This window comes from Streptosporangium sp. NPDC004631 (assembly GCF_053601935.1).
Genome location: NZ_JBSGCR010000007.1, coordinates 227,465 through 250,374 on the forward strand (window position 1 = coordinate 227,465; position 22,910 = coordinate 250,374).

The following is a 22,910-nucleotide window of genomic DNA, read 5'->3' on the forward strand; positions in this document are numbered from 1 at the left end:
ATCTTCGAGGTGCGATCAGCCTAGCGATCGCAGCAGCCTGTACGGCGGATATCCGATCAGGTAGAAGTGCTCCCCCGGCAGGGTCTGGGCGTCGAACGCGCCGCTCGTCAACTCCGCCCAGCGCCGGGCCCGGTCGGGCGAGCAATGCCCGTCGCCGGTGCCGTTCACGGTGGTCGTCGGGCAGCGCAGCGGGTCGCCCGGCACGTGCCGGTAGTTCTCGAACATCATGAAGTCCGCCCGCACGTAAGGCATCGCGAGCTCGGCCAGCATCGGGTCGCCGAACAGTTCGGCCTCCGTGCCGCCCAGCTTGGCCAGGGATCGCATGATGCTCTCGTCGCTGCGCTGTGCCGCGCCGACCGGGGCGAACTCCGGGTCGTGCGCGGCGCGGGCGCCCGACACCACCAGGTGTGGCACGTCGACCCCGGTGGTCTCCAGCAGGCGCGCCACCTCATAGGCCACGATGGCGCCCATGCTGTGTCCGAAAAGGACGATCGGGCGGTCGGCCAACGGCTCCAGCGACTCCTGGACGCCCTTCGCCATGGCGACCAGGTCGGTCGGCAGGTCGTCGGCGAACCGGTCGGCGCGGCCGGGGTACTGCACCGCATGCACGTCGAACCCGGTCAGCTCCTGCGCCCAGGGCCGGAAGAAGGACGCCGAGCCGGCCGCGTGCGGGAAGCACAGCAGGACCGTGGCCGCCTCCGGCCGCGGCTGGAGGGAACGCAGCCAGGTCACGAGCCCGCTCCCTCGGTACGGATCAGGTCGAACAGCTCGTCGAACGAGCGCAGCCCGTACACCTCGGCGAAGTCGAGCTCGACGCCGAAGCGGGTCGAGATCTCCTCGATGAGCCTGATCAGCCCGAGCGATGTCCCTCCGGAGTGGAAGAAGTCGCGGTCCGGCTCCGGCGGCCTGCCCGCCAGTTTGGTCCACAACCTGGTCAGCTCCGCCGCATCGGTCTCGGCCGGGAGCGCGACCTCGGCGGCCCGCTCCCGCTCCCAGCGGGTGACCAGCGCCCGGTGGTCGACCTTGCCGGTCGGCCCGGTCGGGAACGCCTGCACCACGACGATGTCGTCCGGCACGACGTGCCGCGGCACCCGTGTCCACGCGCGCGACCGCAGTTCGGCGACGTCGACGGGACCGGTCGTGCGCACGAAGCCGAGCAGTGATCTGGCGCCCGGCTCGCCGACCGGTACCACGACCGCCTCGGCGACCTCGGGATCGGCGGCGAGCGCCGCGCGTGATTCGGCCGGGTTCACCCGATAACCGCGGATCTTCACCTCGTCGTCAAGCCGTCCCAGGAACTCCAGCGCGCCGGTGGCCAGGCGTCGGACCCGGTCACCGGTGCGGTACACCCTGGTGCCCACAGCCGTGACGAACCGGCGCGTGGTCAGTTCGGGTTCGCCCGCGTAGCCGAGCGCCAGCCGGTCTCCGCCGATCACCAGCTCGCCCGGCGTTCCGTCCGGCACCGGGCTCAGGTTCTCGTCGACGACGTGCAGTTCCGCGCCCGCCGCCGGGAAACCGATCGGCATCGTGGCGCACTCGGCGGCATCCCACCGCGCGACCTCGTACGCCGAGCTGATCACACTCGCCTCGGTCGGGCCGTACGTGTTGACCACCCGGACACCGGGGTGCGCGGACCGCAGCCGGGTTGCGTGCGTGATTGACATGACGTCGCCCCCCGACGTCACCAGGCGCAGCCCGGCCAGCGCGTCGAGGTGGTGGTCGACCAGCAGCGCGAAGATCGCCGGACTCGGGTGCGCGACGGTGATCCGGGGATCGGCGAGCGCGTCGGCGAGGATCCGCAACGACGCGGCCGAGGCGCGGACGCAGAACACCGTCGCACCGACCAGCAACGAGCACCAGATCTCCAGCGCCGACGAGTCGAACGCGAGCGTCGCCATGGCGAGCACGCCGTCGTCCGGCCCGACGGTGAACGGGCTGGGCCGCAGCAGGCCGAGGATGCCCCGGTGCGGCACAGCGACCGGCTTCGGCGTTCCGCTGGAGCCGGACGTGAACATCGTGTACAGCACGTCGTCCGGCGCACCCGCGGGCCGGGCGGACTCCTCGTCGTTCACCGCGTCGCGCACGTGCAGGGTCGCCCGGCCGAGATCGGTTTCGGGGCGGTGGCCGTCGGTCAGCAGCACGAGTCGGGCGCCCGCGGTCGTCAGCATCCACCGGGAGCGTTCGTCCGGATAGTCGGGATCGACCGGGACGTACGACGCGCCCGCGAACGCCGTGCCCAGCATCGCGACGATCGAGTCGCGGCTCGCCTGGCCGTACACGCCGACCGGGTCGCCGGGGGAGACGCCCCAGGCGCGCAACGCGGCGGCCACCGCGGTCGCGCGCCGGTGCAGCTCGCGGTAGGTCAGCGTGCCGCTCGCGTCGTGCACCGCGTCCTTGTCCGGGTACGTGGCGGTGATCTTGTCGAACACCTCGGATAATGTCGTCATGGCGTGTCCTTCGTGGTGACGGTGGCCGACTCGACGAGCGCGATCTGGTCGCCCAGGGTGCGGGCCGAGGCGAACTCCCGGATCGGGATGACGACGTCGAGGGCCATGTTCAGCCTGCGGACCAGCCGGATGAGGACCAGCGAGTCGCCGCCGATGGCGAAGAAGTCGGCGTCGTCGGCCAGGTCCGGGTAACCGAGCCATTCGGTCCACAGTTTGGTCAGCAGCGAGCGTGGCGTGTCCTGTGCGGACATGTCGGCGGACGCGGGCTGTGCCGGGGTTTCCTCGGAGGTGCGGGCCAGCGCCTCCGGCGCGGTCGCCACGCGACCGTGGAACGGGTAGGTCGGCAGGCGCACCGGCCTGCCCGCCGGGATGAGCCGGGCCAGGTCCACCGGGTGGCCCAGGGTCCACAGCGCGGCAAGACCGGTGAGCGGCGCGTCGTCGTCGCGGTTGGCGGCCAGCGCGATGCCGGTCAGCCCCTCGGCGGAGGCCGAACCGCTGAGCGCGCGGCCAGGCCCGATCTCGACGGCGACCGCGCCGGGAAACCGTTTCGCCAGCGCGGCGAGACCTTGGGCGAAGCGCACGGTTCGCCGGGCGGACTCGGCGAACATCGCGGCGTCGACCGGTGTGCCCGCGTCGATCAGCGCGCCGGTCGCGTTCGACAGGAACGGCACGGTCGGCGGGCGCGTGGTCACCTTGGCCAGCTCGGCGGTCAGACCGGGGATCGCGGGTTCGACCAGCGCGCTGTGGAACGCGTGCAGAGTGGTGAGCGAGCGGTGGAACACCCGCTCGCCCAGGTGGTCCGCGAACGCGTCGACGGCACCGGTCGACCCGGACACCACGCAGCTCTCGGCCGTGTTGACCGCGGCGATCTCCAGTGCCGCACCGCCCAGCAACGGCCGGGCCTCGTCCAGCAGCTTCAGCACCTCCGCCTCGCCGCAGCCGACCGCGAGCATCCGCCCCTTCCCGCAGGCCTGCATGAGGTTGCCCCTCGCGACCACGAGCCGGAGCGCCTCGGTCCGGGTCAGCACACCGGCGAGGCACGCGGAGGTGATCTCGCCGAGGCTGTGCCCGGCGACCGCGACCGGCTTCAGCCCGAGTCCGCGCAGTGCCTGCGCGGCGGCGTACTCCAGCACGAACAGCGCGGGCTGGGCGACGTCCGTCCGGCCGTACCGCCAGCTGTGGCTCACCCGGTCATACAGCGCGCGCCGCACGTCGGTGGCGAGGTCGGCGGGCAGTTCGGCGAGGCACTCCTCGGCGAGATCGGCGAAGCCGGGCAACCGGTCGCGCCACGGCAGTCCCATGGCAGCCGGCGCCGAGCCCTGACCGGGCAGCAGGAACACCAGTGGCGCCGGGCCGGACACGGGCCGGATCCCGTTCACCCGCTCGGTCGGGGCGCGCAGGCGCCGTGCGACCTGGACCGCCGTGCCGCCGACGACGGCGAGTCGGTGCGCCAGCGGCGCCCGGCCACCGACCAAGGTCTGCGCGATGTCGTTCAGCGGAGCGTCGACGCCGGTCAGATGGTCGGCGAGCCGGATGGCCGCACGTTCGAGCGCTTCCGGTTCCGCCGCCGACAGGACAATGATGGTGTCCTGCTCCGGCTGGGGAGCGCCTGCCGGTGCCGGGACGGCCTGTTGCACGATCACGTGCGCGTTCGTGCCTCCGATGCCGAACGAGCTCACGCCCGCCCGCCGTGGTTCGGGCCCCGACCACGGCGTCGCCTCGGTCGGCACGGACACCGGGCCCGCGGTGAGCATCGGGTTCAGCTCGGTGAACCCGGCCACCGGGGGGATCACGCCGTCGCGCAGCACGCGCAGGGTCTTGACCAGCGAGGCCAGCCCCGACGCCGCGTCCAGGTGACCGATGTTGGCCTTCACCGCGCCCAGCCGGACCTGCCCCTCGGGCACCCCGTCGAGCGCGGCGCACATCGCCTTCCACTCGATCGGGTCACCGACGTAGGTGCCGGTCGCGTGCGCCTCCAGGTACCCCAGCGAGTCCGCGGACACGTCCGCCGCCCGCAGCGCGGCCCGGATCACCGCTTCCTGCCCCGTCGCCGACGGTGCGTTGTAGCCCGCCTTCGCCATTCCGTCGTTGTTCACGGCGGTGCCCAGGATCACGCCGTGCGGCGTGACACCCTCTGCCACCGCGTCGGCGAGCCTGCGCAGCACCACGGCGACCACACCCGAGCCCGCGAGGGTTCCGTCCGCGGCGGCGTCGAACGGACGGCACGCGCCGCCCGCGGACATGATGCCGCCACTCACCCGCAGGTGTCCCTCCTGCGGGAACCCGACCGAGGCCGCGACCACCAGCGCTTGGTCGCACTCGCCGCCGAGCAGCGCCTGCACGGCGGTGTGCAACGCGACCAGCGACGACGAGCACGCCGTCTGCACGGTCATCGCCGGGCCGCGTTGGCCGAGCTTGTAGGCGATCCGGGTGGCCGTGTAGTCCTGCCCGGAGCCCACTTCGAGGCGGTCGTGCATGTCGTGCGGCAGGGCCCCGCCGACGAGGATCCGCCGCTGGTAGGCACTGCTGCTGGAACTCGCGTAGACACCGGTGCGCACGCTGCCGTCCAGCGGGTCGCGCCCGGCGTCCTCCAGCGCCGCCCACGCGGCTTCGAGCATCAGCCGGTGCTGAGGGTCGGTCAGTTCGGCGTCGCGCGGGCTCATGCCGAACAACGCGGTGTCGAACCGGTCGGCGTCCGGCAGATACCCGCAGACCGGGACGTACCCGGGGTCGTGCACCCGCGCGGCGGGCACGCCCGCGGCGATCAGCTCGTCCGTGTCACGGCGCGTGGTGAACACCTCGCCCGCGCCGATCGCCGCCATCCACTCGTCGACGTCCGCCGGACCGGGCAGCCGGGCGAACATCCCGGTGACGGCGACGTCGAACGCGTCGTCGCGGATCATCGCGCTACCGCCGCACCACGCCGCGCCTTGGCCGCGAGCCGGGCCCGCCGGTCGTCGGTGCCGGTCTCGGTGACCGGTGCGGCGTTGCGGACGAGGTCGGCCTGGGCGGCGACGGTCGCGGCGGTAAACAGGTCCACTACGGACACCTCGGTGCCGGTCTGGGTGGTGATTTCACTTTGGAGTAGGGGTATCAGGAGTGAGTGGCCGCCGACGTCGAAGAAGTTCTCCTCGACCGGGACCTCGGCCAGTCCCAGGACGGTGCGCCACGCGGTAGAGATCTGCGCGATCAGATCGTCACTCGTGGCGACCGGTCCGAGGTCGACCGCCGTCTCCTCTTCGATCAACGCGTCGAGGTCGATCTTCCCGTTGGGTGTCAACGGGAACGCGTCCAGCACCCGCAGGGTCTTCGGCACCATCGGCTCGGGAAGCCGCTCGGCCAGCAGACGCCGGGCGGCGCCCGCGTCGAAACCGGGGGCGGCGACGACGAAGCCGAGCAGGCGCGTGGCCGTGGCGTCGGGTCGCACGACGGCGCCGCGCACACCCTCCACCTCGGACAACGCGGCCTCGACCGCGCCGAGTTCGACCCGGTGCCCGCGGATCTTCACCTGCTGGTCGGCCCGGCCCAGGAACTCCAGCTCACCGGTCTCGGTCCAGCGGACGCGGTCGCCGGTGCGGTACACCCTGCCGTCGGTGAACCGGTCGGCGCCGAACGCCGGGTCGTCCGGCCTGCCGTGGTAGCCGCGGGTGACGCCGGCACCACCGATGTGCAGTTCGCCGACAGTGCCCGGAGGTGAGAGCTCGCCGCGGTCGTCGATGACGTACAGCCGGGTGCCCGCGATCGGACCGCCGATGCTCACGGGAGCCACCCGGTCGTACACCCGGTGGCTCGCCCACACCGTCGCCTCGGTCGGGCCGTACTCGTTGACCAGGTGCGCGTGCGGCGCGATGGCGAAGTGCTCGGCCATCAACGACTCGGGCAGCGCCTCGCCCGCGACGACGACCCGGTGCAACGACCGCAGCGCCGCACCGTCGCCCGCCTGGGACAGCAGCAGGGCGTAGAGCGTCGGCACGCACAGCAGGTCGGTGACCTGGTGGCGTTCGACCAGCGCGAGCAGGCGCTTCGGGTCGCGGACGTCATCCAGGTCGGCGATGACCAGCGTGCCGCCGGCGGTCAGCGTGCCCCACAGCCCCGCGACCGAGGAGTCGAACGCCAGGGGTGACACGTGCAGGAATACCGGTTCGCCGGGGTACTCCGCCCGGCGTGCGGCGGTGGACGCGGCCAGCCCGCCGTGCTCCACCACGACGCCCTTGGGCTCGCCGGTCGTGCCGGAGGTGTAGATCAGGTAGGCGGGGTCGGTCGCGGTGGCCTGCTCGACGCCCTCCACGCCCGGCGTGCCGCGCTCCTCCTCGACGTCCAGGGTGACCAGGGAGAGCGGGACCCGATGGGAGGTCTTCCCGGTCGTCAACACGTGGGTCACGCCCGCGTCGTCCAGGACCGCCGCGATGCGCTCGTCCGGAACGGCGGGGTCGAGCGGCAGGTACGCCGCGCCCGCGCGCAGGACGCCGAGCACCCCGGCGACCATGGCGGGCGACCGCTCGGTGAGCACGCCGACCGTCGCACCGCGTCCGACTCCGTGGGAGTTCAGCCGTGCCGCGACGCCGCCCGCCCAGTCGCGCAGTTCGCGGTAGTCGAGGCTCTTGCCGGCGTGGGTCAGCGCGGGGTGGTTCGGCCGCGCGGCGGCGACCTCCGCGAAGCGCGCGGTGACGGTGACGTCCGCGCCGTCGGCGACCGGTCCGCCGTCGCCGAGCGCGAGTAGCCGGTCGACGGAGTCCGCGTCGAGCAGCGGCAGCTCACCGACGGCCTTGCTCGTGGACACGAGACCGGTGAGAATCGTGCGCAGGTGGTCGGTGAACTGCTCGATCTGCGCCTCGGTGTACTGGTCGGCACGGTAGATCGCCGCGAGTTCGGCGGTGTCCTGGCCCGCACGCAGCCAGACCGTCAGGTCGTACTTCGACACCAGGGTCGGGAACTCGACCTCGACGATCTCCAGACCCGGCGTTGCCGGACCGCTCTGGTGGGCCGCGTAGTTGAACAGGACCTGGAACACCGGCGTGCGACCGGAGGCGGGCGCGCTGCCGACACCGCGCACGGTCTCGTCGAACGGCACGTGCCGGAACGTGAACGCGCGCAGCAGCGCGCGGTGTGCCGTGCCGAGGTAGTCGGCGGCGGTCTGGTCGTCCTCGACCCGCAGCCGCACCGGCGTCGGGTTGATGAACATGCCGGAGGTGTCGGCGAACTCGGCGGTGCGGGTGTCCATTGTGGAGCCGAGCACGATGTCGCGGGTACCGGTATAGCGGCGCAGCGTCAGGCCGAGCGCGGCCATGCCCAGCACCTGCGGGGTGGTGCGGAGCTCACGGGCGGTGTCCAGCACCTGGCGCCACAGGGCCGTGTCGATCGGCACCCGCACTTCCGCGCCGCGCTTGCCCTCGACCGGGTGTGCCGGGCCGAGGCCGAGCGGGCGATCGGGCACCGGCACGCGCAGCTCGTCGAACCAGGCTTCGAGCTTCTCCGCCGCGGGACGCTTCGCAGTCGCCTCCCAGGCGACGTAGTCCGCGTAGGCGGGCGCCGTCTCGGTCGTCTTGCCCGCGTACTGCGCGAAGAGGTCGTCGGTCACCAGCCGCACGGTGCGGCCGTCGGTGACGATGTGGTGGGCGGTCAGCAGGACCAGGTGGTCGTCGCCCGCCAGCCGCAGCACCTCCAGTTCCGCGGCGGGTTCCGTGGTCAGGTCGAACACCCTGGTCGCGGCGGCCCGCAGCACGGCGTCGAGCTCGCCCACGTCGATCTCGTTCACACGGGCCGCCATCCGCTCGACCGGCCACAGGTCGCGGATGGGAACGCCGCCGGACTCGGTGATCCGCAACCGCAGTTCGGCGTGCCGGGCCACCACCGCCGTCCAGGCCTCTGCGATGGCGTCGGTGTCGAGCCCTCCACGGACCCGAACGGCCCAGGGGACGGTGAACTCGAAGCTGTCCGGTTCGACATGCGCCGCGAACCACAGCCGGTGCTGGGCCGCCGACAGAGCCGGACCGGTCGCTGCGGTCTGGACCATGGATGCTCTCCCTCTACTACTGCCTATTGGCGGTGACCTGCGGCGCGACGGTGTCGTCGCGCGTGAAGCGGAAGCGGGTGGTGTCCTCGATCCGGGTGACCAGCCCGGCTAGCGCGGTGTGGTCCGGCACGCGGCCGTACACCTTGCCGAGCCTGCTGAACGCCCCTTCGCGCCAGGAGACCCGCTGTCCCGGTGTCACGCGCACATCGACCACATCAACCCCGGCGTGCGCGTGCAGCTCGGCGAGCCCCTCGACGCCCTCGACCGCGGTCGCGTCGGTCGGCGGCAGGAACACGTACTGGTAGGTGATGCCCGTGCCCGCGTGTTCCGGCGCGACGGGTGGGTCCCCGAGCGCGAGCCGGAACGCGGTCTCGACCATGGAGTAGCCGAACGCGCGGTCGAACAGGTCGGGCACGTGCCCTCCCACCCGGCCGTTGACCTCGATCACCCGTGGGCCGGCCGCGGTCAGCTTCAGCTCGGTGTGGACGACCCCGGTACGGATACCGAGTGCGAGCACGGCCGCCTCGGCGACCGCGAGCACGCGTTCGGTGATCGCCGCGTCGAGGGTCGCGGGCAGGAAGAACCCGCGTTCGCGGAACGGCGGCTCCAGCGGGAGCTTGCCGACGACACCGAGCGGGAGCACGGCGCCGTCGTGCACGGCGGCCTCGACCGACACGTAGTCGCCGAACGCCGGTCCGGCCACCTCCGGGTCGCCGATCAGCAGTTCCTCGGCGATCAACACGCTGCCGGTTGGTGCGGTGGCGAAGAACCGGCTCGCGGCGGCCTCGGCCGCCGCGAGGTCGTCAACCCTGGTGACGTGCTGTCCCGCCGTGCCGTTGTGCGGCTTGAGCACCGCGGGCAGACCGGTCACGGCGAGCGCGCCGGCCACCGCGGACCCGGTCGTGATCACCGCGTACCGGGTGGTGTCAACGCCGTGCGCCGCCAACGCCCGGCGTTGCGCCGCCTTGTCCCGCAGCACGGCGGTGACCTCGGGGGAGTGCCAGTACGGCGTGCCCAGGCGTGCCGCGAGCGCCGAGGCGACCGGCAGGCACAGGTCGCTGAAGGTGACCACGCCGGAGAGCCGCACGGTGGCGGCCTCGTCCGCGGCCTCGTCCGGGGACATGCCCGCCGTGTCGACCAACGCGAACCGGCGGCGCAGGGCGGGCAGCACTTGGGCGACGTGCTCCGAGGCCGAGTCGATCACCAGGACCGGCTCGACGTCGAGGGCGCGGGCCGCCGCGGACAGCTCCGCGGGGCCCGCCGACCCCCGGTCGTAGACGACTGCCAGCCTGCGCACCGCTATCGGGTCCTCGTCGGCACGACCTCGTCGGAACCGGCGGGCCAGCTGCGTTCCGCGGTGATGTACAGCAATTCGGACGAAACGCCCCGCTTGCCGCACAGCTCGGTGAGGAGCTCCGACTGTTGGATCTGCTCGGCCGCGGGGTCGTACCAGCATCCCGAGAGGTGCTTGAGCCACGGCTCCATGCCGAGCGCGTAGACGAACACGGTGCGCGCGCCGACCTGCTGCGCCACCTTGTCCGCCGGGTCCGCGAACGAACCCTTGAGCCCGCGGGCGTTGTCGTCGTTGCGGCTGATCGGCGTGTCGAGCAGCGGGCCGTAGAGCCAGCTCATCGGCGCGCCGACGCATTCCAGGCCGATGAACAGCGCGTCGACGGTGCCGATCTCGCGGCCGATCAGCTTGTAGATCGACGGGTCCATCGGTGAGGTGTCGGTCGCGAACAGGAAGCCGCGGCCGCCGATGCGCACCAGCGGCACCATCTTGGCGCGGATGTCGAGGTCGCCGTGCTCGCCTAGGAACGGCAGCGCGGTGATCTTCGCCGGGCCGAGGTCGAGCGACTGCACCTCGCCGAGCTCGACCACGTTGCGGAAGCCGAAGCTCTCCAGGAAGACCCGGAGGTTGAAGTCGGGCAGCGTACCGCCCCCGGTGAGCGGGACGACGATCGTGCCGATCCGGTCGCGCAGCTGGAGCAGCGTCTCCAGCGAGAAGTGGTCGGAGTGGCCGTGGCTGATCACTACGACGTCGATCTTTTCGGGCAGGTCGGCGAAGGTGAAGTGGTCCCAGCCGTCGTCGTCGTAGCCGAGCGTCGGGTCGGTCATGACCGTGAAGCCCTCGTACTCCATCAGTACGCTCGCGTGCCCGAAGTAACGGACCCGGACCTGGCCGGGTTCCGCGTGGTCGTACGGCCTGGGCTCCCGGTCGGTGAACAGACCGCGGAAGGTTTCCTGCTGGCCGCCCGTCAGCTCGAACAGCTCGACCAGCGCCTCGACGTCGACCCGGCGGCGGTGACCCGCGAACAGTTCACCCAGCTCTGGCGCGGAGAACGGCACCTTGAGCTCGGCCCGGCCGTGCGACAGCACCGGTGAGCCGTAGACGAACGGCTGGTTCGGGTCGTGCCGGGGCAGCAGCGAGATCGTCTGCGCCTCCGGTTGCAGCGCCGCCGTGCGGTAGAGCAGCGGCTCGAAGAAGCGCAGCGAGGGGTTGTTCGCCGTGTCGTAGACGAGCTCGGAGATGCCGTGCAGGCTCGGCGGCAGCTGGGCGTACAGGCTCGCGAGCGACCCGCCGTTCGCATTCTCCTTGAGGATCGCGCGCATGGCGTCGATCTCCTCGGCGAGTTGCAGGCGCGGCCTGCCTTCCTTGAGCGTGGTCTCGACCAGCTCCTCGATCGCCGCGACACCGCCTTCGCGCGAGTTGACGAACGGCGCGCCGAACATGCTCGGGTTCTTGAGCGCGGCTTCATGCGCGTGCGGTGCGGAGAGATAGCTGCGCAGCGCCGGCAGCTGCCGTTTCGCCAGATTGAGCGCGCCGGTGTGCGGTGCGGCGAAATACGGAACCGCGTACCACCTGTGGATCAGCGGCTGCACCACTGTCGATGTCGCGAGATAACGCCCTGTCAGGGTGTCCGAACTCATCGTATCCCTTTCACTGTGGTCCCGAACAAGGAGGCCGATGTGGGGTCGCCAAATACATGGCTGTCCGCGCGAGTGTTTAAGCGAGTGTTCGTCGGCGCGATCAGCCGGATCGACGAGCTAATTTCTCGCGCACGTTAGTAACCGGCTTCGGCCACGGAAAGCAGGAGGCGGTGGCTCGGCCGGTAAGGTGCGTTCGATGCTTGGCGGGCACTTCATGCGCCCGAATTGTTGGATATGCGAACAGGTGAAGGAAGTCAGGTCACCTGTGCTTCGATGTCCGGATTTTGCCCCCGGTTAACGGATCCCCCAGATCCCCCAGATCCCACGGCCTTACATCCCCCCTCGTCACTCCATCCGGGAGGCCAGCCTCCCCGGGCTTGGCAACCCTCCGGATGCGGAGTTTTGTGGCGATTTTATGCGTGTCCGCAACGGCTGTGTCAAGGACACTCCGCCGTTTGGCCCATCGCTTTCCAAGATGGGTGCTCTGGGGGAAATCTCTTGACGCCCTGGATTGATTCGTTGATAAAGTACGGTAAACCCCGGCCGACGCTCGTTGGTTTGTGCTGCTCGGCAGGGTTTCTAGGGGGAGTTGTTATTCCAGGAGGCTTCGCTGCCGACTCAGTTGTGCCATGCGTCCCTGATGTGTCGGTCGGGCCACGCCCAACCATACCTGAAATGCGGTGTATTCCATGACCGCTGTACCTCGCTCGCTGGTCCTCGTCCTCGGCGTCGACAAGTACGTGCTCGACGCGTGCGAACGGCACGACGTCGAGGCTGTCGTCGTCGTGGGCGCCGGCCAACGTGACTACGCACTCCAGCCCGTTCCGGATGGCATGACGGTGCTGCGGGTCGACAGCGTGTCCAGCCCCGAGGCGGTACTCGGCGCGTTGCACCGTTCCGGTTACGCCGAACGGCGCTTCGACGGGGTGCAGACGTCCGACGAGTGGGCCATGGTCACGGCGGGCATGCTCGCCGCACACCTGGGCGCGCGCGCGATCGACCCCGTGACCGCGTTGTACTTCCGTGACAAGACGCTGCAAAAGCAGCGCGTCCGGGAAGCGGGTGTCCCAGCCGCGCGGACCCACGTCATCGAGGACATCCACGACCTCGGCGATCTCACCGAGCTGCCCTTCGCCAAGGCGGTGCTCAAACCGATCGCGGGCGCGGCGACCGCCATGACCTCCGTGGTCGGCGACATCGGCCGGCTGCGCGCGCTCAGCGCCAAGTACCGCGGCGAGCGCACCGGCCAGCGCACCTTCGCGCTGGAGGAGTACATCCCCGGCGACGAGTGGGTCGCCGACGGTGTCCTGCACGACGGCGAGGTCGTGTTCTGCGCCCTCGGCCGCTACGGCGTGCCGTGCCTGACGACGATCGACCACGAACTCCCCCTGTGGCTGCGCAGGTTCGATCCAAACGACGAGGCGTGGGCCTACGAGCTTGGCGAACCGGTGGTGCGGCGCGCGCTCACCGCGCTTGGCCTGCGCGACGGCGTGTTCCACATGGAGCTGTTCCACGATGCCGAGACCGGCACCCTGACGTTCGGCGAGTGCGCGGCGCGCCGCGGTGGCGCGCTTGTACACGAGGAGGTACAGGCGAAGTTCGGCGTGCACCTGGGCGAGGGGGCGCTTTTCGGCGCGCTCGGCCGCAAGCCCGAGATCGAGGTGAAGGTGCGGCCGGAGACCATCGGTGGCACCTACCTGATGGGGCGGCCTGGAACGTTGTTTCACTGCCCGTCGCCGAAGGAGATGGGCGCTCTCGACGGGGTCGAGTACGTGCGCGTCGAGTCGGCGTTCGGCGCGTCGCTCTCCTCCGCGGTCGGCAGCACCAACGCCCGCATCGCCCAGGTGCTGGTCTCGGCCTCCTCGGAGGAGGCGCTGCTGCGCCGGTTCGAGGAGCTGCGGGTGTGGTTCGACGAGCGCCTGCTGATCGCGCCGAGTGGCCCGATGAGCGGGCTGCGCGCGTGGCAGCGGGAGAACTGGCCGGACGCCGACTACCGGGACCTGCCTTGGCAGTCGTGATAAGCGGACTCGTCACCAGGCTGCTGCCCGAGACGCCGGCACAACGGGCCCTGGCTCTCGCGCACTTCGTGAACGCGGTCGGCAGCGGCATGTTCATGGCGGGCAGCGTGCTGTACTTCACCCGGATCATCGGTCTGCCGGTGACCCAGGTCGCGCTGGGCCTCTTCCTCGGCGCGATGGTGGGTCTGATCGCGGGCATCTTCGCCGGGCGGATCGCCGACCAGTACGGCGCCAGGGAGACCCAGATCGCGGTCATGCTCGCGGGCACCGCGGCCATGACCTGCTTCCTGTTCGTCTCGACGCCGGCCTCCTACCTCGCCGTGTCCGTCCTCATCGGACTCGTCTTCGCGGCCGACAAGTCGAGCAAGGCGCCGCTGGTGCGGCACTTCGGCGGCGAGAACCCCGCCGGGTACCGCGCCTACCTGCGTTCGACGGTGAACCTCGCCATCGCGCTCGGCTCGCTGGGCGCGGGCATCGCGCTCCAGGTCGACACCAAGATCGCGTACCAGGCGCTGATCTGCGGCCGGGCGCTGTCGTTCCTGGCGGGCGCGGCGTTGCTGGTCCGGCTGCCCCGCGTCGAGCCGGGCAAGGCGACCGCCGCGGCCGGGCGGTGGATGGCGCTGCTCGACCGGCCGTACCTGACCGCGACCGCGCTGAACTCCGTGATGTCACTGCACTACGCGGTGCCGACGTTCCTGTTGCCGCTGTGGATCGTCGAGCACACCGCGGCTCCCAAGTGGATGGTCTCGGTCGCGCTCGCCCTGAACACGGCTATGATCATCACGCTCCAGGTGGTGCTGAGCCGGAACGTCTCCGACCACGCCGCCGCGGGCAGCAGGATGCGGTGGGCGGGGATCGCGGTCGCCGCCGGGCTCGCGTTGATGGCCGCGGCGGGCGCCCAGTCCCCGGCCGTCGCCATCGCACTGCTCGTGCTGTCCACGGCCGTCTACACCCTCGGCGAACTGTGGCACGCCGCCGCGTCTATGGAGTACTCGTTCGGCCTCGCCGCACCACACGCCCAGGGGCAGTACTCGGGCGTGTTCGGCCTCGGTGGCGGGGTGGCCGAGGCCCTCGCGCCCGCCGTGCTCGGTCTGGCCATCACCTACGGCTGGCCCGCATGGCTGCTCATCGCGGCGGGCTTCGCCACCGTCGGCGCGCTGAGCTCGCCGCTGATCGCGTACTCCCTGCGCCGGTGGCGGCCTGCACATCTGTGATCCCACGACCGGCCGCGTCGCGGACCGGCACGACCCAACCGCACACGAAAGGCAGACCCGTGCCCCTGATCGGCGCCGAGACCCGTACCGCGATGATCGAAATCGTCCCGGACCTCCTGTTCGACCCGGAGAAGATCACCGAGGCCTACCGGCAGGTGGTCGACCGCGTGCCGGTGACCGATCCGGCCAACCCCGACCACCGGCTGCGCAAGCTCGGTCTCACCCACCGCGCGGGCGCCGACGACCCGTGGCACGACGCGGGCAACGGCCAGTTCAACCAGATCACCGGCGAGAAGAACTTCGAGGAGACGGACTTCGGCTTCTTCAACGAGGAGTTGAAGGACACCTACTTCCACGAGATCTACCGCAGCCTGCCGTTCCGGATCGGCCGCATGCGCCTGGTCGCGCTGCACCCGTCGGAGATCTACCACATGCACACCGACGCCTCGCGGGTCGCGCACATGGCGATCAAGACCAACGAGGACTGCCGGCTGCTGCTGCGCCGCGGCGAGACCTACCACGTCCCTACCGACGGCCGCATCCACATCCTCAACACGCTGCTGCACCACTCCGCCTACAACGCCGGCGGCGACACCCGGATCCACCTGACGATGACCATCGTCGAGTGATCGGTCCGTCCCCCACCCACCACCGGGAGATCCCTGACATGACTGGACAACCGCGCCCCGTCGCCGTGATCGTCGACGGCTACACCACGGGCAACTTCCTGCCACCCGCGTTCGCGGGAATCGGTGCGGACGTGGTGCACGTGCAGAGCAGCCGCGACCTGATGACCTCCATGACGTTGCCCGACCTGACGGCCTACCGGGCCAACATCGTGTGCGACACGCCCGAGGAGGCGGCGCGAGCGCTGGCCGAGTTCTCGCCTGTCGCCGTGGTGACCGGGCAGGAGCCGGGTGTCGAGTGGACGGACCGGCTCAACGAACTGCTCGGCCTGCCCGGCAACGCCAGTGCCACGTGGCGGGCCCGCCGCGACAAGTACGAGATGATCGAGGCGTTGCGCCGGGCGGGCGTGCGCTGCGCCGAGCAGTTCAAGAGCTCGGACCCCGAGGAGATCGTCGCCTGGGCCGAGCGACGGGACGAGTATCCGGTGGTCGTGAAGCCGCTCGCGTCGGCGGCGACCGACGGCGTCGCCGTGTGCGCCTCGGCCGACGAGGTCCGCAAGGCGGTGGAGGTCGTGCTCGGCGCGAGCGACATCTTCGAGACCCGCAACCGCGAAGCGCTGGTGCAGTCCTACCTCGCGGGCCACGAGTACACGGTCGACATGGTCACCGTGGACGGGAGGCGTTACACCAACGGCGTTTCGCGCTACCGCAAGCGGTTGCAGGGCACGCACAACATCTACGACCGCGAGGACCTGCTCGACCCGGCTTCGCCCGAGGTCGCGGCACTGATCGAGTACACGTCGTCCGCGCTCGACGCGCTCGGCGTGCGCTCCGGGCCGACCCATGCCGAGGTGATCATCACTCCGGACGGGCCGACCCTGGTCGAGGTCGGGGCGAGGCTCAGCGGCAGCCTCGCGCGGGAGTTCCAGGACGCCTGCGTGGGCACCAACCAGGCCCATCTGACCGCGCTCGCCGCCGTCCGGCCCCAGGAGTTCCTCGACGAGTACGCGGGCAAGGTGTTCACGCGGCACAAGCTCGGCGCTCTGGTGATCACGGCGACCGAGCTCGACGGGATCGTGGAGGACATCGACCTCGACGCGCAGGCCGAGCTGGAGGCGCTGCCGTCGCTGACCAACCTGCGGATCAAGATCAAGCCCGGTGGCCGGATCAAGCCGACGGTCGACCTCTACACCAGCACCCTTGGCGTGCACTTGGCCACCGGCTCGGCCGAACAGCTCGAACGCGACTACGAGCGCGTGCAGCAGCTGAAGGACGCCGTCTTCCGGCTGCGCTGAGCCGGCCACACCCGCGAGGAAACGAGCATGACCACCAAACCCGAAACCCGTCGCCTGCTGCTGGTCGGCGGCGGCGGAGACATGACGCTCAGCGTCGACGTCGCCGTGGCGGCGCTGCGCCAGGCCGCCACCCGCGGCCTGACCACGCACGTCACCAACCTGGCGGACACGCTGGCCGCGACACCCGCGGTCACCGCGGCGGCCGACGCCGTGACCGCCGTCGACCACACCGATCCCGGTGCGGTCGCGGCGTGGGCCGTGGCGGACGGAGGGTTCGACGTCGTGTTCGGCGTCCGGGAGATGGCCCAGGTCGCCGTCGCCGAGACGGCTCGGACACTGGGCCTGCCGGGCAACGAGCCGGACGCCGTCCGGCGCGTGCGGAGCAAGGACGCGTGCCGTGCCGCACTCGCTGAGGCCGGGTTCGTCCAGCCACTGGTCCGGCTCTGCGCGGGGCTCGCCGACGCGGCCGAGTTCGTTGGGACGGTCGCCGGACCGTGGGTGGTCAAGCCCAGGGACGGTTCGGGCAGCGAGGGCGTCCGGCTGGTGGCGGACCCGTCCGAGCTCGCCGACGCCGTCGCCGCGCTCCCGAACCAGGACGAGTTCCTGGTCGAGGAGTTCGTCGTCGGCGCCGAGTACAGCGTCGAGGGAGTGTTCCTCGGCGGTGAGCCGCGGGTCTTGGCGGTGACGGCCAAAGAGAAGCTCCCGCCGCCGTACTTCGTGGAGATCGGGCACGTGCTGCCCGCGGACCTGCCGAGCGCGGACGGGGAACGGATCGAGGCGCAGGTGCTCGCCGCGTTGCGGGCACTCGGCCTGACCCACGGGCTGTTCCACGTCGAGCTGTGGCTCACCGACCGCGGCGTCGTCCTCGGCGAGGTGCACGTCCGCGTCGGTGGCGGCTGGATCCACCGCATGCTCGAACACACCCTCCCCGGCATCGAGCTGTACGGCTTGGCGTACGACGACGCGCTCGGCGCAGGTACCGCGCCCGCGTCCTTCACCACGACCGGCGCGGCGGCGTCCCGGTACTTCGCGCCGCCTCCGGGCCGGATCACGACCATCGCCGGGTGGGAGGCCGTCCGCGCCCACCCCGCCGTCCTGTACGCCGAGCTCACCGTCGGGGAAGGCGACGTCGTGCGGCCGTTCCGCTCGGGTGAGGACCGGGTCGGCGCGGTCGTCGTCGGCGCCGAGTCGCCCGCCGCGGCCCGCAGGCTCGCAGACGAACTGGTGGAGTCCGTGAAGTTCGAGGTGGAATCGGCATGAGCGACGACGCCGGCCTGTCGATCGGCGTGACGGTAAATCCGTTGCCGCTGCGGCGGTCCTTCGAGATCTCGCACATGACGATCGAGTCCGTCGACATCGTGGGTCTCACGGTCTCCGGTGGCGGCGAGTCCGGGTACGGCGAGATCGCCGCCGATCTCGGCTACGGCCAGGACGCCCGGCTCATCGCGGAGGAGGCCGCCGCGCTCGCCGCAGCCGTCGGCGCGCGCGGCTTGAGGGGCACCGAGGAGCTGTGCGCGGCGTTGCCGGAGACCGGCGAGCAGGCCTCGGGGCCTGCCCGGATGCTCGTGGAGATGGCGTTCCTCGACCGTGCCGCGAAACGGGCGGGCGTACCGGTGTGGCGGCTGATCGGCCTGCCCGAACCCGGTGAGGTCCGGCTGCTGCACACCGTGCCGATCGGCGAGGAGATCCCGGCGGCCGTGCGGCCGGTGAAGATCAAGCTCGGTGGCCGTGACGACGACGAGGTGCTCGCCCGGCTGGTCGGGGTGCCGGGACCGGTGATCCTTGACGTCAACTGCGGCTGGGAGGCGGACGACTGGCGGCGGCTGCGCGGGCTCATCGCCGCCATCGCGCCCGCGGTGCTGGAGGACCCGGTGCGCGACCGGAGCCTGCTCGGCGAGATCCGCGCCGCGCTGCCGGACACCGCCGTGATCCTGGACGAGGGCGTCAACACCCCGGCCGACGTCGCGGCGGCGGTCGCGGTCTCCGACGGCGCCAACACCAAGCTCATGCGGCTCGGTGGACTGCTGCCCGGCCGTGAGGTGCTGACCGATCTCGCCGAGCGGGGCGCGACCCGGATGCTCGGCTGCTTCCTCGAACCGCCGCGGGCCATCGCCTACTCCGCCCAGATCGCGGGCCTGTGCGACTGGACCGACCTGGACGGGCACTTCTGGCTCGTGGACACCGAACCGGTGATGTCCTACCGCCTCGACAGTTCGGCGCCCGGTGTGCCGAGAATCGCCTCTTGATCTTGCCGTGAAAGGGAAACCACCGCCGATGAACGTGAGCACGACGCCTTACGGGGCATGGCTCTCGCCGGTCGACGCCGACTCGGTGGCGGTCGGCGAGGCCCTGATGGAATGGGTCGGTTTCGCCGGTCCGGAGGTCTGGTGGACCGAGGTCCGCCCGGAGGACGGCGGACGCAACGCGTTGATGCGGCACACCGCGAGCGGTCCGGTCGACGCGCTGCCCGGCTGGGACGTGCGCACCAGGGTGATCGAGTACGGCGGGCGGCCGTGGACCGCCCTGCCCGGGTCCACTGTGGACATCGTGTTCTCGTCGTATGCGGACGGGCGCGCGTACCGCTGGCGGGAAGGCGCGGAGCCCGTGCCGCTCAGTCCGGCGGGCGGCGACGTGTCGGTGCGCCACGCGGACTTCTCCGTGCGTGGCGACGAGGTGTTCTGCCTGCGGGAGACGGTGTTCGACGCCGCCGCGACCAAGGTGAGCCGGCATCTCGTCGCGCTGCCGCTCGACGGGAGCGCGGCCGACGACCCCGACCGGGTGCGCGTGCTCGCGGCGTCGCACGACTTCATGACCGGGCCCCGCGTCTCGCCGGCGGGCGACCGCGTGGCCTGGCTCGGCTGGAACCATCCCGCGATGCCGTGGGACGGCACCGAACTGCTGGTCGCCGAGGTCTCGGCGGACGGCGCCCTCGGCGCGCCCGCCGTGGTGCTCGGCGGACCGGCGGAGTCGGTGACCCAGGCCGACTGGGCGCATGACGGCCGGTCGCTGCTCGCCCTCACCGACCGCACCGGCTGGTGGAACCTTCACCGGGTCGACACCGCCGGGACCGTGACGGCGCTGTGCGAGCGCGAGGAGGAGTTCGGCGAGGCGTTGTGGCGGATCGGCCTGCGCTGGGCCCTGCCGCTCGCGGACTCCTCGACCGCGGTCTTCCACGGCACGAGCGGGCGCACGCTCGGTGTGCTCGGCGCCGACGGCGTGCTCCGCGATGTGGACAGCCCGTACACCGAATGGTTCTACCCGGCCACCGACGGCACGCGCGTCGCCGTCGTCGCGGCCGGGCCGCACCACCGGCGGGCGGTGCTGCTGATCGATCTCGCCACGGGCGCGCACGAGGTGCTGCGCCAAGTGGCGGGCACGCACGACGAGTACTTCTCGGTTCCGGTGCGCCGCACCGACACCGGGCCGGACGGCGCCGCGGTCCACTCGCACTTGTACCCGCCCGCGAATCCCGGTCACACGGGGCCGGACGGCGAACTGCCGCCGTATGTGGTGTTCGTCCACGGTGGACCGACGAGCCGCAGCCACTGCGTCCGCAACACCGAGATCACGTACTTCACCAGCCGCGGCATCGGCGTGGTGGACGTGCAGTACCGCGGTTCGACCGGCTTCGGCCGCGTGTACCGCGAAGGACTGCGTGAGAACTGGGGTCTGGTGGACGTCGCCGACTGCGCGACGGTCACCCGCGCGCTCGTCGCGGACGGCATCACGACGGCGGACCGGATCGCGATCCGAGGTGGGAGCGCGGGTGGCTGGACCGCCGCTGTCTCGTTGACCAGCGAACCCGCGCTCTACCGCGCCGCGGCGATCTACTACCCGGTGCTCGACCTTGAGGGCTGGCGCACCCGCGGCACCCACGACTTCGAGTCGCGCTACCTCGACGGCCTGGTCGGGCCGTGGCCGCAACGCCGCGCCGACTACCGCGACCGCTCGCCCGTGCACCACGTGGAACGGATGACGGCGGAACTCCTGCTGTTCCAAGGACTTGATGACACGGTGTGCCCGCCCGCGCAGGCGGAGGCGTTGCTCGCCGGCCTCGCGGACAGCGCGGTCCCCCACGAGTACCTGACTTTTCCCGGCGAAGGACACGGGTTCCGCCGGGCGGCCACGATCGCCGCATGCCTGCGGGCAGAACTGCGGCTCTACGGCCGCGCCCTGGGGTTCACACCCGCGGCAGGCACTGATGCCGGACCCGCGAGGAGCAGGTCCGGTTGTTCTGGAAAGGGAACGGAACAATGGCTTTAACGGAAACTGTTGCCGATCCGGACGACACGGCCAGCAGAAGGTTCGACGAGCTGACCTTCGACCGATTAACCCCGCAGGTCCGCCGCGGCCTCAAGGAGCTCTGCGTCACGGACAACTGGCACGGACTCCTCGCGGTGGCCTTCGAGTTCGCCCTCATCGCCTTCTCCGTCTTCCTGTGCGTCGGTGTCTCGTGGTGGTTCTTCCCGCTCTCGGCGTTGCTGATCGGGACCACCCACCGGTTCCTGGCCCACCTGCTGCACGAGTCGTCGCACAAGACCTTCGCCCGGAATCCCGTCGTCAACTTCCTCGGCGGCACCGTCCTAAGCGGATACCTGATATTCCAGTTGCAGGGGCCGTACCGCAACACCCACGTCGGCCTGCACCATCGCAGCCTGGGTGACCCCGACGTGGACCCGGACTACAAGTTCCACATCGAGTGCGGTCTGTACGACGCAGACCGGTCGAGCCGGGCGCTGGTGCTGCGCGAGGTCGTGTTCTCGATCATCGGTCTGCGGGTCTTCTCCTACCTCAAGTATCTGATCAGGGAACGGTTCCGGGTCGACCGGGACATCCTGCAGATGTCGGCGCCGGTGCCGATCGGGGTCGAGCGGCTGATCATGGGCGTCGAGTGGGCGCTCATCATCGGTGGCTGCGCGTACTTCGGCGTGCTCCCCGAACTGCTGCTGTTCTGGTTCGTGCCGATGTGCACGACCAGCGTGGCCATCGGCTGGATCTCGGAGTTGGCCGAGCACTACCCGATGCCCGAGGGGGAGACCAAGCGCGTCCTGCTCACCCGCAACCGGCACGGCAGGCTGTGGGAGCGGTTCCTCATCAGCAGGCACAACGACCGGTTCCACCTGGTACACCACCTGAACACCGGTGTGCCGTTCTGGAACCTCCGGCAGGCGCACGAGGTGCTGCTCAACGATCCCGGCTACGCGCTGTGGGACGGCCTGTGGGCAGGCGTGTTCACCCGGCCGCGGCATCGTAGCGGCAAGGAGACCGTGATCAGCTACGCGGTCAAGTACCGGCAGTGGCGGCAGAGCGGCGGCGATCCGGCAACAGGGCCGAGCTTCGCCACGTTGATGATGATCATGGCAGGCGCGCCTGCCGCCAAGACAGGGGAGAAGACGGGATGACGCAGTCCATCGCGGATTTCGAAGGGGCGGGCCGGAGCCTGCGCGCGTTCGCCGCGAGTCCCGCTCTGCGCACCGCGTTCGGGCCGCCCGACTCGTCGCTGCGCGCCCTGTTCGGGCCCGCGGCGCGGAGGTTCGTCGCAGCCGTGACCGAGGACGAGGTGGTCGACCGCGTCGCCACCCTGACCGGCAAGGGCTACCGGGTGTCCGTGGAGGCGGTGGGTGAGGAGATCACCGATCCCGCCGAGATCGAGGCCGTTGTGACCGGGTACGTCTCGTTGCTGCGCCGCGTGCCGGTCCCGGTGCAGCTCGGGTTCGACCTCTCGGCGGTCGGCCTGCTCCGGTCCGCCGGGCAGGCGCTGGACAACACCGCACGCATCCTGGAGGTCGCCGCGGAGCACGACTCGGCCGTGGTGATCAGCATGGAGCGCGCGGAGTTCGTCGACGACATCCTCGGCGTGTTCGGCAAGCTCGCCGGACACCACGACAACGTCGGCATCACCGTCCAAGCGCACCTGCACCGCACAGCCGACGACCTGCCCGCCATCGCCGCGACCGGTGCGAAAGTCCGGCTGGTCAAGGGGGTCTACGCCGAGCCCGCCGACGTCGCGCTGCCTCGTGGACCCGAGCTCGACGCGCGGTATCTCGACCTGGCCGCGCGCTTCGCCGACACGGGCACCCGGCTCGCGCTGGCGACGCACGACGCCGCGTTGCTCGACCGCGCGCGGGCAGGGGGACTGCTCGGCCGGGTGGACGAGATCGAGATGCTGCACGGGGTCGAGCCCGAACTGCTGCGGGCGCACCGGGAGGGCGGCACGGCCTGCCGGGTCTACCTGACCTACGGGGACAACTGGTGGTTGCACCTGCTGCACCGCATCGCCGAGCACCCGCCGACCATCATCACCGCGCTCGCCGACCTGGCCGACCCCGACCGGGTCGTCTTCGGCGCGCAGTACTGAAGGGCACG

The 22,910-nt window shown here is 71.1% G+C and carries 15 protein-coding genes; 9 read left to right on the forward strand and 6 right to left on the reverse strand.

The features are described 5' to 3' along the window. Positions 1–15: 15 nt before the first annotated feature. Genes ACWEF2_RS10160 through ACWEF2_RS10185 form a run of 6 tightly spaced genes read right to left on the reverse strand, consistent with a single transcriptional unit; the run spans position 16 to position 11,391 of the window. Positions 16–732 (reverse strand): thioesterase II family protein, encoded by a 717-nt coding sequence (locus ACWEF2_RS10160; RefSeq protein ID WP_453813734.1) that lies wholly within the window; start codon positions 730–732, stop codon positions 16–18. Further along, positions 729–2,447 carry a non-ribosomal peptide synthetase gene (locus ACWEF2_RS10165; protein WP_453813736.1) on the reverse strand — a complete coding sequence of 573 codons (1,719 nt, stop codon included), beginning with the start codon at positions 2,445–2,447 and terminating at the stop codon, positions 729–731. The genes ACWEF2_RS10160 and ACWEF2_RS10165 overlap by 4 nt, the downstream gene beginning before the upstream one ends. Continuing rightward, positions 2,444–5,350, reverse strand: coding sequence for a type I polyketide synthase (locus ACWEF2_RS10170; RefSeq protein WP_453813738.1), 2,907 nt, complete (start codon positions 5,348–5,350; stop codon positions 2,444–2,446). Before ACWEF2_RS10170 ends, ACWEF2_RS10165 begins: the two co-directional genes overlap by 4 nt. Beyond that, positions 5,347–8,460 carry a non-ribosomal peptide synthetase gene (locus tag ACWEF2_RS10175; protein WP_453813740.1) on the reverse strand — a complete coding sequence of 1,038 codons (3,114 nt, stop codon included), beginning with the start codon at positions 8,458–8,460 and terminating at the stop codon, positions 5,347–5,349. Before ACWEF2_RS10175 ends, ACWEF2_RS10170 begins: the two co-directional genes overlap by 4 nt. A gap of 16 nt (positions 8,461–8,476) precedes the next feature. Continuing rightward, complete coding sequence (locus tag ACWEF2_RS10180; protein ID WP_453813742.1) at positions 8,477–9,757, reverse strand: ATP-grasp domain-containing protein; 1,281 nt, start codon at positions 9,755–9,757, stop codon at positions 8,477–8,479. Between the two features lie 2 nt (positions 9,758–9,759). Continuing rightward, positions 9,760–11,391 (reverse strand): MBL fold metallo-hydrolase, encoded by a 1,632-nt coding sequence (locus ACWEF2_RS10185; RefSeq protein WP_453813744.1) that lies wholly within the window; start codon positions 11,389–11,391, stop codon positions 9,760–9,762. A gap of 689 nt (positions 11,392–12,080) precedes the next feature. Here ACWEF2_RS10185 and ACWEF2_RS10190 point away from each other — a divergent pair. The 9 genes from ACWEF2_RS10190 to ACWEF2_RS10230 are packed head-to-tail and all read left to right on the forward strand — an operon-like array spanning position 12,081 to position 22,902. Beyond that, positions 12,081–13,409, forward strand: a complete 1,329-nt coding sequence (locus ACWEF2_RS10190; RefSeq protein ID WP_453813746.1) for an ATP-grasp domain-containing protein — start codon at positions 12,081–12,083, stop codon at positions 13,407–13,409. Then, complete coding sequence (locus ACWEF2_RS10195; RefSeq protein WP_453813820.1) at positions 13,406–14,623, forward strand: MFS transporter; 1,218 nt, start codon at positions 13,406–13,408, stop codon at positions 14,621–14,623. The genes ACWEF2_RS10190 and ACWEF2_RS10195 overlap by 4 nt, the downstream gene beginning before the upstream one ends. A 59-nt stretch (positions 14,624–14,682) precedes the next feature. Beyond that, positions 14,683–15,252, forward strand: a complete 570-nt coding sequence (locus ACWEF2_RS10200; protein ID WP_453813747.1) for an aspartyl/asparaginyl beta-hydroxylase domain-containing protein — start codon at positions 14,683–14,685, stop codon at positions 15,250–15,252. A 38-nt stretch (positions 15,253–15,290) separates the two neighbouring features. After that, positions 15,291–16,544 carry an ATP-grasp domain-containing protein gene (locus ACWEF2_RS10205; RefSeq protein ID WP_453813749.1) on the forward strand — a complete coding sequence of 418 codons (1,254 nt, stop codon included), beginning with the start codon at positions 15,291–15,293 and terminating at the stop codon, positions 16,542–16,544. A gap of 27 nt (positions 16,545–16,571) precedes the next feature. Beyond that, the gene (locus ACWEF2_RS10210) at positions 16,572–17,804 is read left to right on the forward strand and encodes an ATP-grasp domain-containing protein (protein WP_453813751.1); all 1,233 of its coding nucleotides are present in this window, start codon (positions 16,572–16,574) and stop codon (positions 17,802–17,804) included. Further along, on the forward strand, positions 17,801–18,790 hold the full coding sequence (locus tag ACWEF2_RS10215; protein ID WP_453813753.1) for an enolase C-terminal domain-like protein: 990 nt from the start codon (positions 17,801–17,803) through the stop codon (positions 18,788–18,790). The genes ACWEF2_RS10210 and ACWEF2_RS10215 overlap by 4 nt, the downstream gene beginning before the upstream one ends. 28 nt (positions 18,791–18,818) lie before the next feature. After that, complete coding sequence (locus ACWEF2_RS10220) at positions 18,819–20,807, forward strand: dipeptidyl-peptidase 5 (protein ID WP_453813755.1); 1,989 nt, start codon at positions 18,819–18,821, stop codon at positions 20,805–20,807. Continuing rightward, complete coding sequence (locus ACWEF2_RS10225; RefSeq protein ID WP_453813757.1) at positions 20,798–21,946, forward strand: fatty acid desaturase; 1,149 nt, start codon at positions 20,798–20,800, stop codon at positions 21,944–21,946. The genes ACWEF2_RS10220 and ACWEF2_RS10225 overlap by 10 nt, the downstream gene beginning before the upstream one ends. Further along, positions 21,943–22,902, forward strand: coding sequence for a proline dehydrogenase family protein (locus tag ACWEF2_RS10230; protein WP_453813759.1), 960 nt, complete (start codon positions 21,943–21,945; stop codon positions 22,900–22,902). The genes ACWEF2_RS10225 and ACWEF2_RS10230 overlap by 4 nt, the downstream gene beginning before the upstream one ends. Positions 22,903–22,910 lie beyond the last annotated feature (8 nt).

Coding starts and splice junctions, on each gene's coding strand:
- ACWEF2_RS10165 (WP_453813736.1), bottom strand. CDS start 2,447: ATGACGACATTATCCGAGGTGTTCGACAAGATCACCGCCACGTACCCG.
- ACWEF2_RS10170 (WP_453813738.1), bottom strand. CDS start 5,350: ATGATCCGCGACGACGCGTTCGACGTCGCCGTCACCGGGATGTTCGCC.
- ACWEF2_RS10175 (WP_453813740.1), bottom strand. CDS start 8,460: ATGGTCCAGACCGCAGCGACCGGTCCGGCTCTGTCGGCGGCCCAGCAC.
- ACWEF2_RS10185 (WP_453813744.1), bottom strand. CDS start 11,391: ATGAGTTCGGACACCCTGACAGGGCGTTATCTCGCGACATCGACAGTG.
- ACWEF2_RS10190 (WP_453813746.1), top strand. CDS start 12,081: ATGACCGCTGTACCTCGCTCGCTGGTCCTCGTCCTCGGCGTCGACAAG.
- ACWEF2_RS10205 (WP_453813749.1), top strand. CDS start 15,291: ATGACTGGACAACCGCGCCCCGTCGCCGTGATCGTCGACGGCTACACC.
- ACWEF2_RS10210 (WP_453813751.1), top strand. CDS start 16,572: ATGACCACCAAACCCGAAACCCGTCGCCTGCTGCTGGTCGGCGGCGGC.
- ACWEF2_RS10215 (WP_453813753.1), top strand. CDS start 17,801: ATGAGCGACGACGCCGGCCTGTCGATCGGCGTGACGGTAAATCCGTTG.
- ACWEF2_RS10220 (WP_453813755.1), top strand. CDS start 18,819: ATGAACGTGAGCACGACGCCTTACGGGGCATGGCTCTCGCCGGTCGAC.
- ACWEF2_RS10225 (WP_453813757.1), top strand. CDS start 20,798: ATGGCTTTAACGGAAACTGTTGCCGATCCGGACGACACGGCCAGCAGA.
- ACWEF2_RS10230 (WP_453813759.1), top strand. CDS start 21,943: ATGACGCAGTCCATCGCGGATTTCGAAGGGGCGGGCCGGAGCCTGCGC.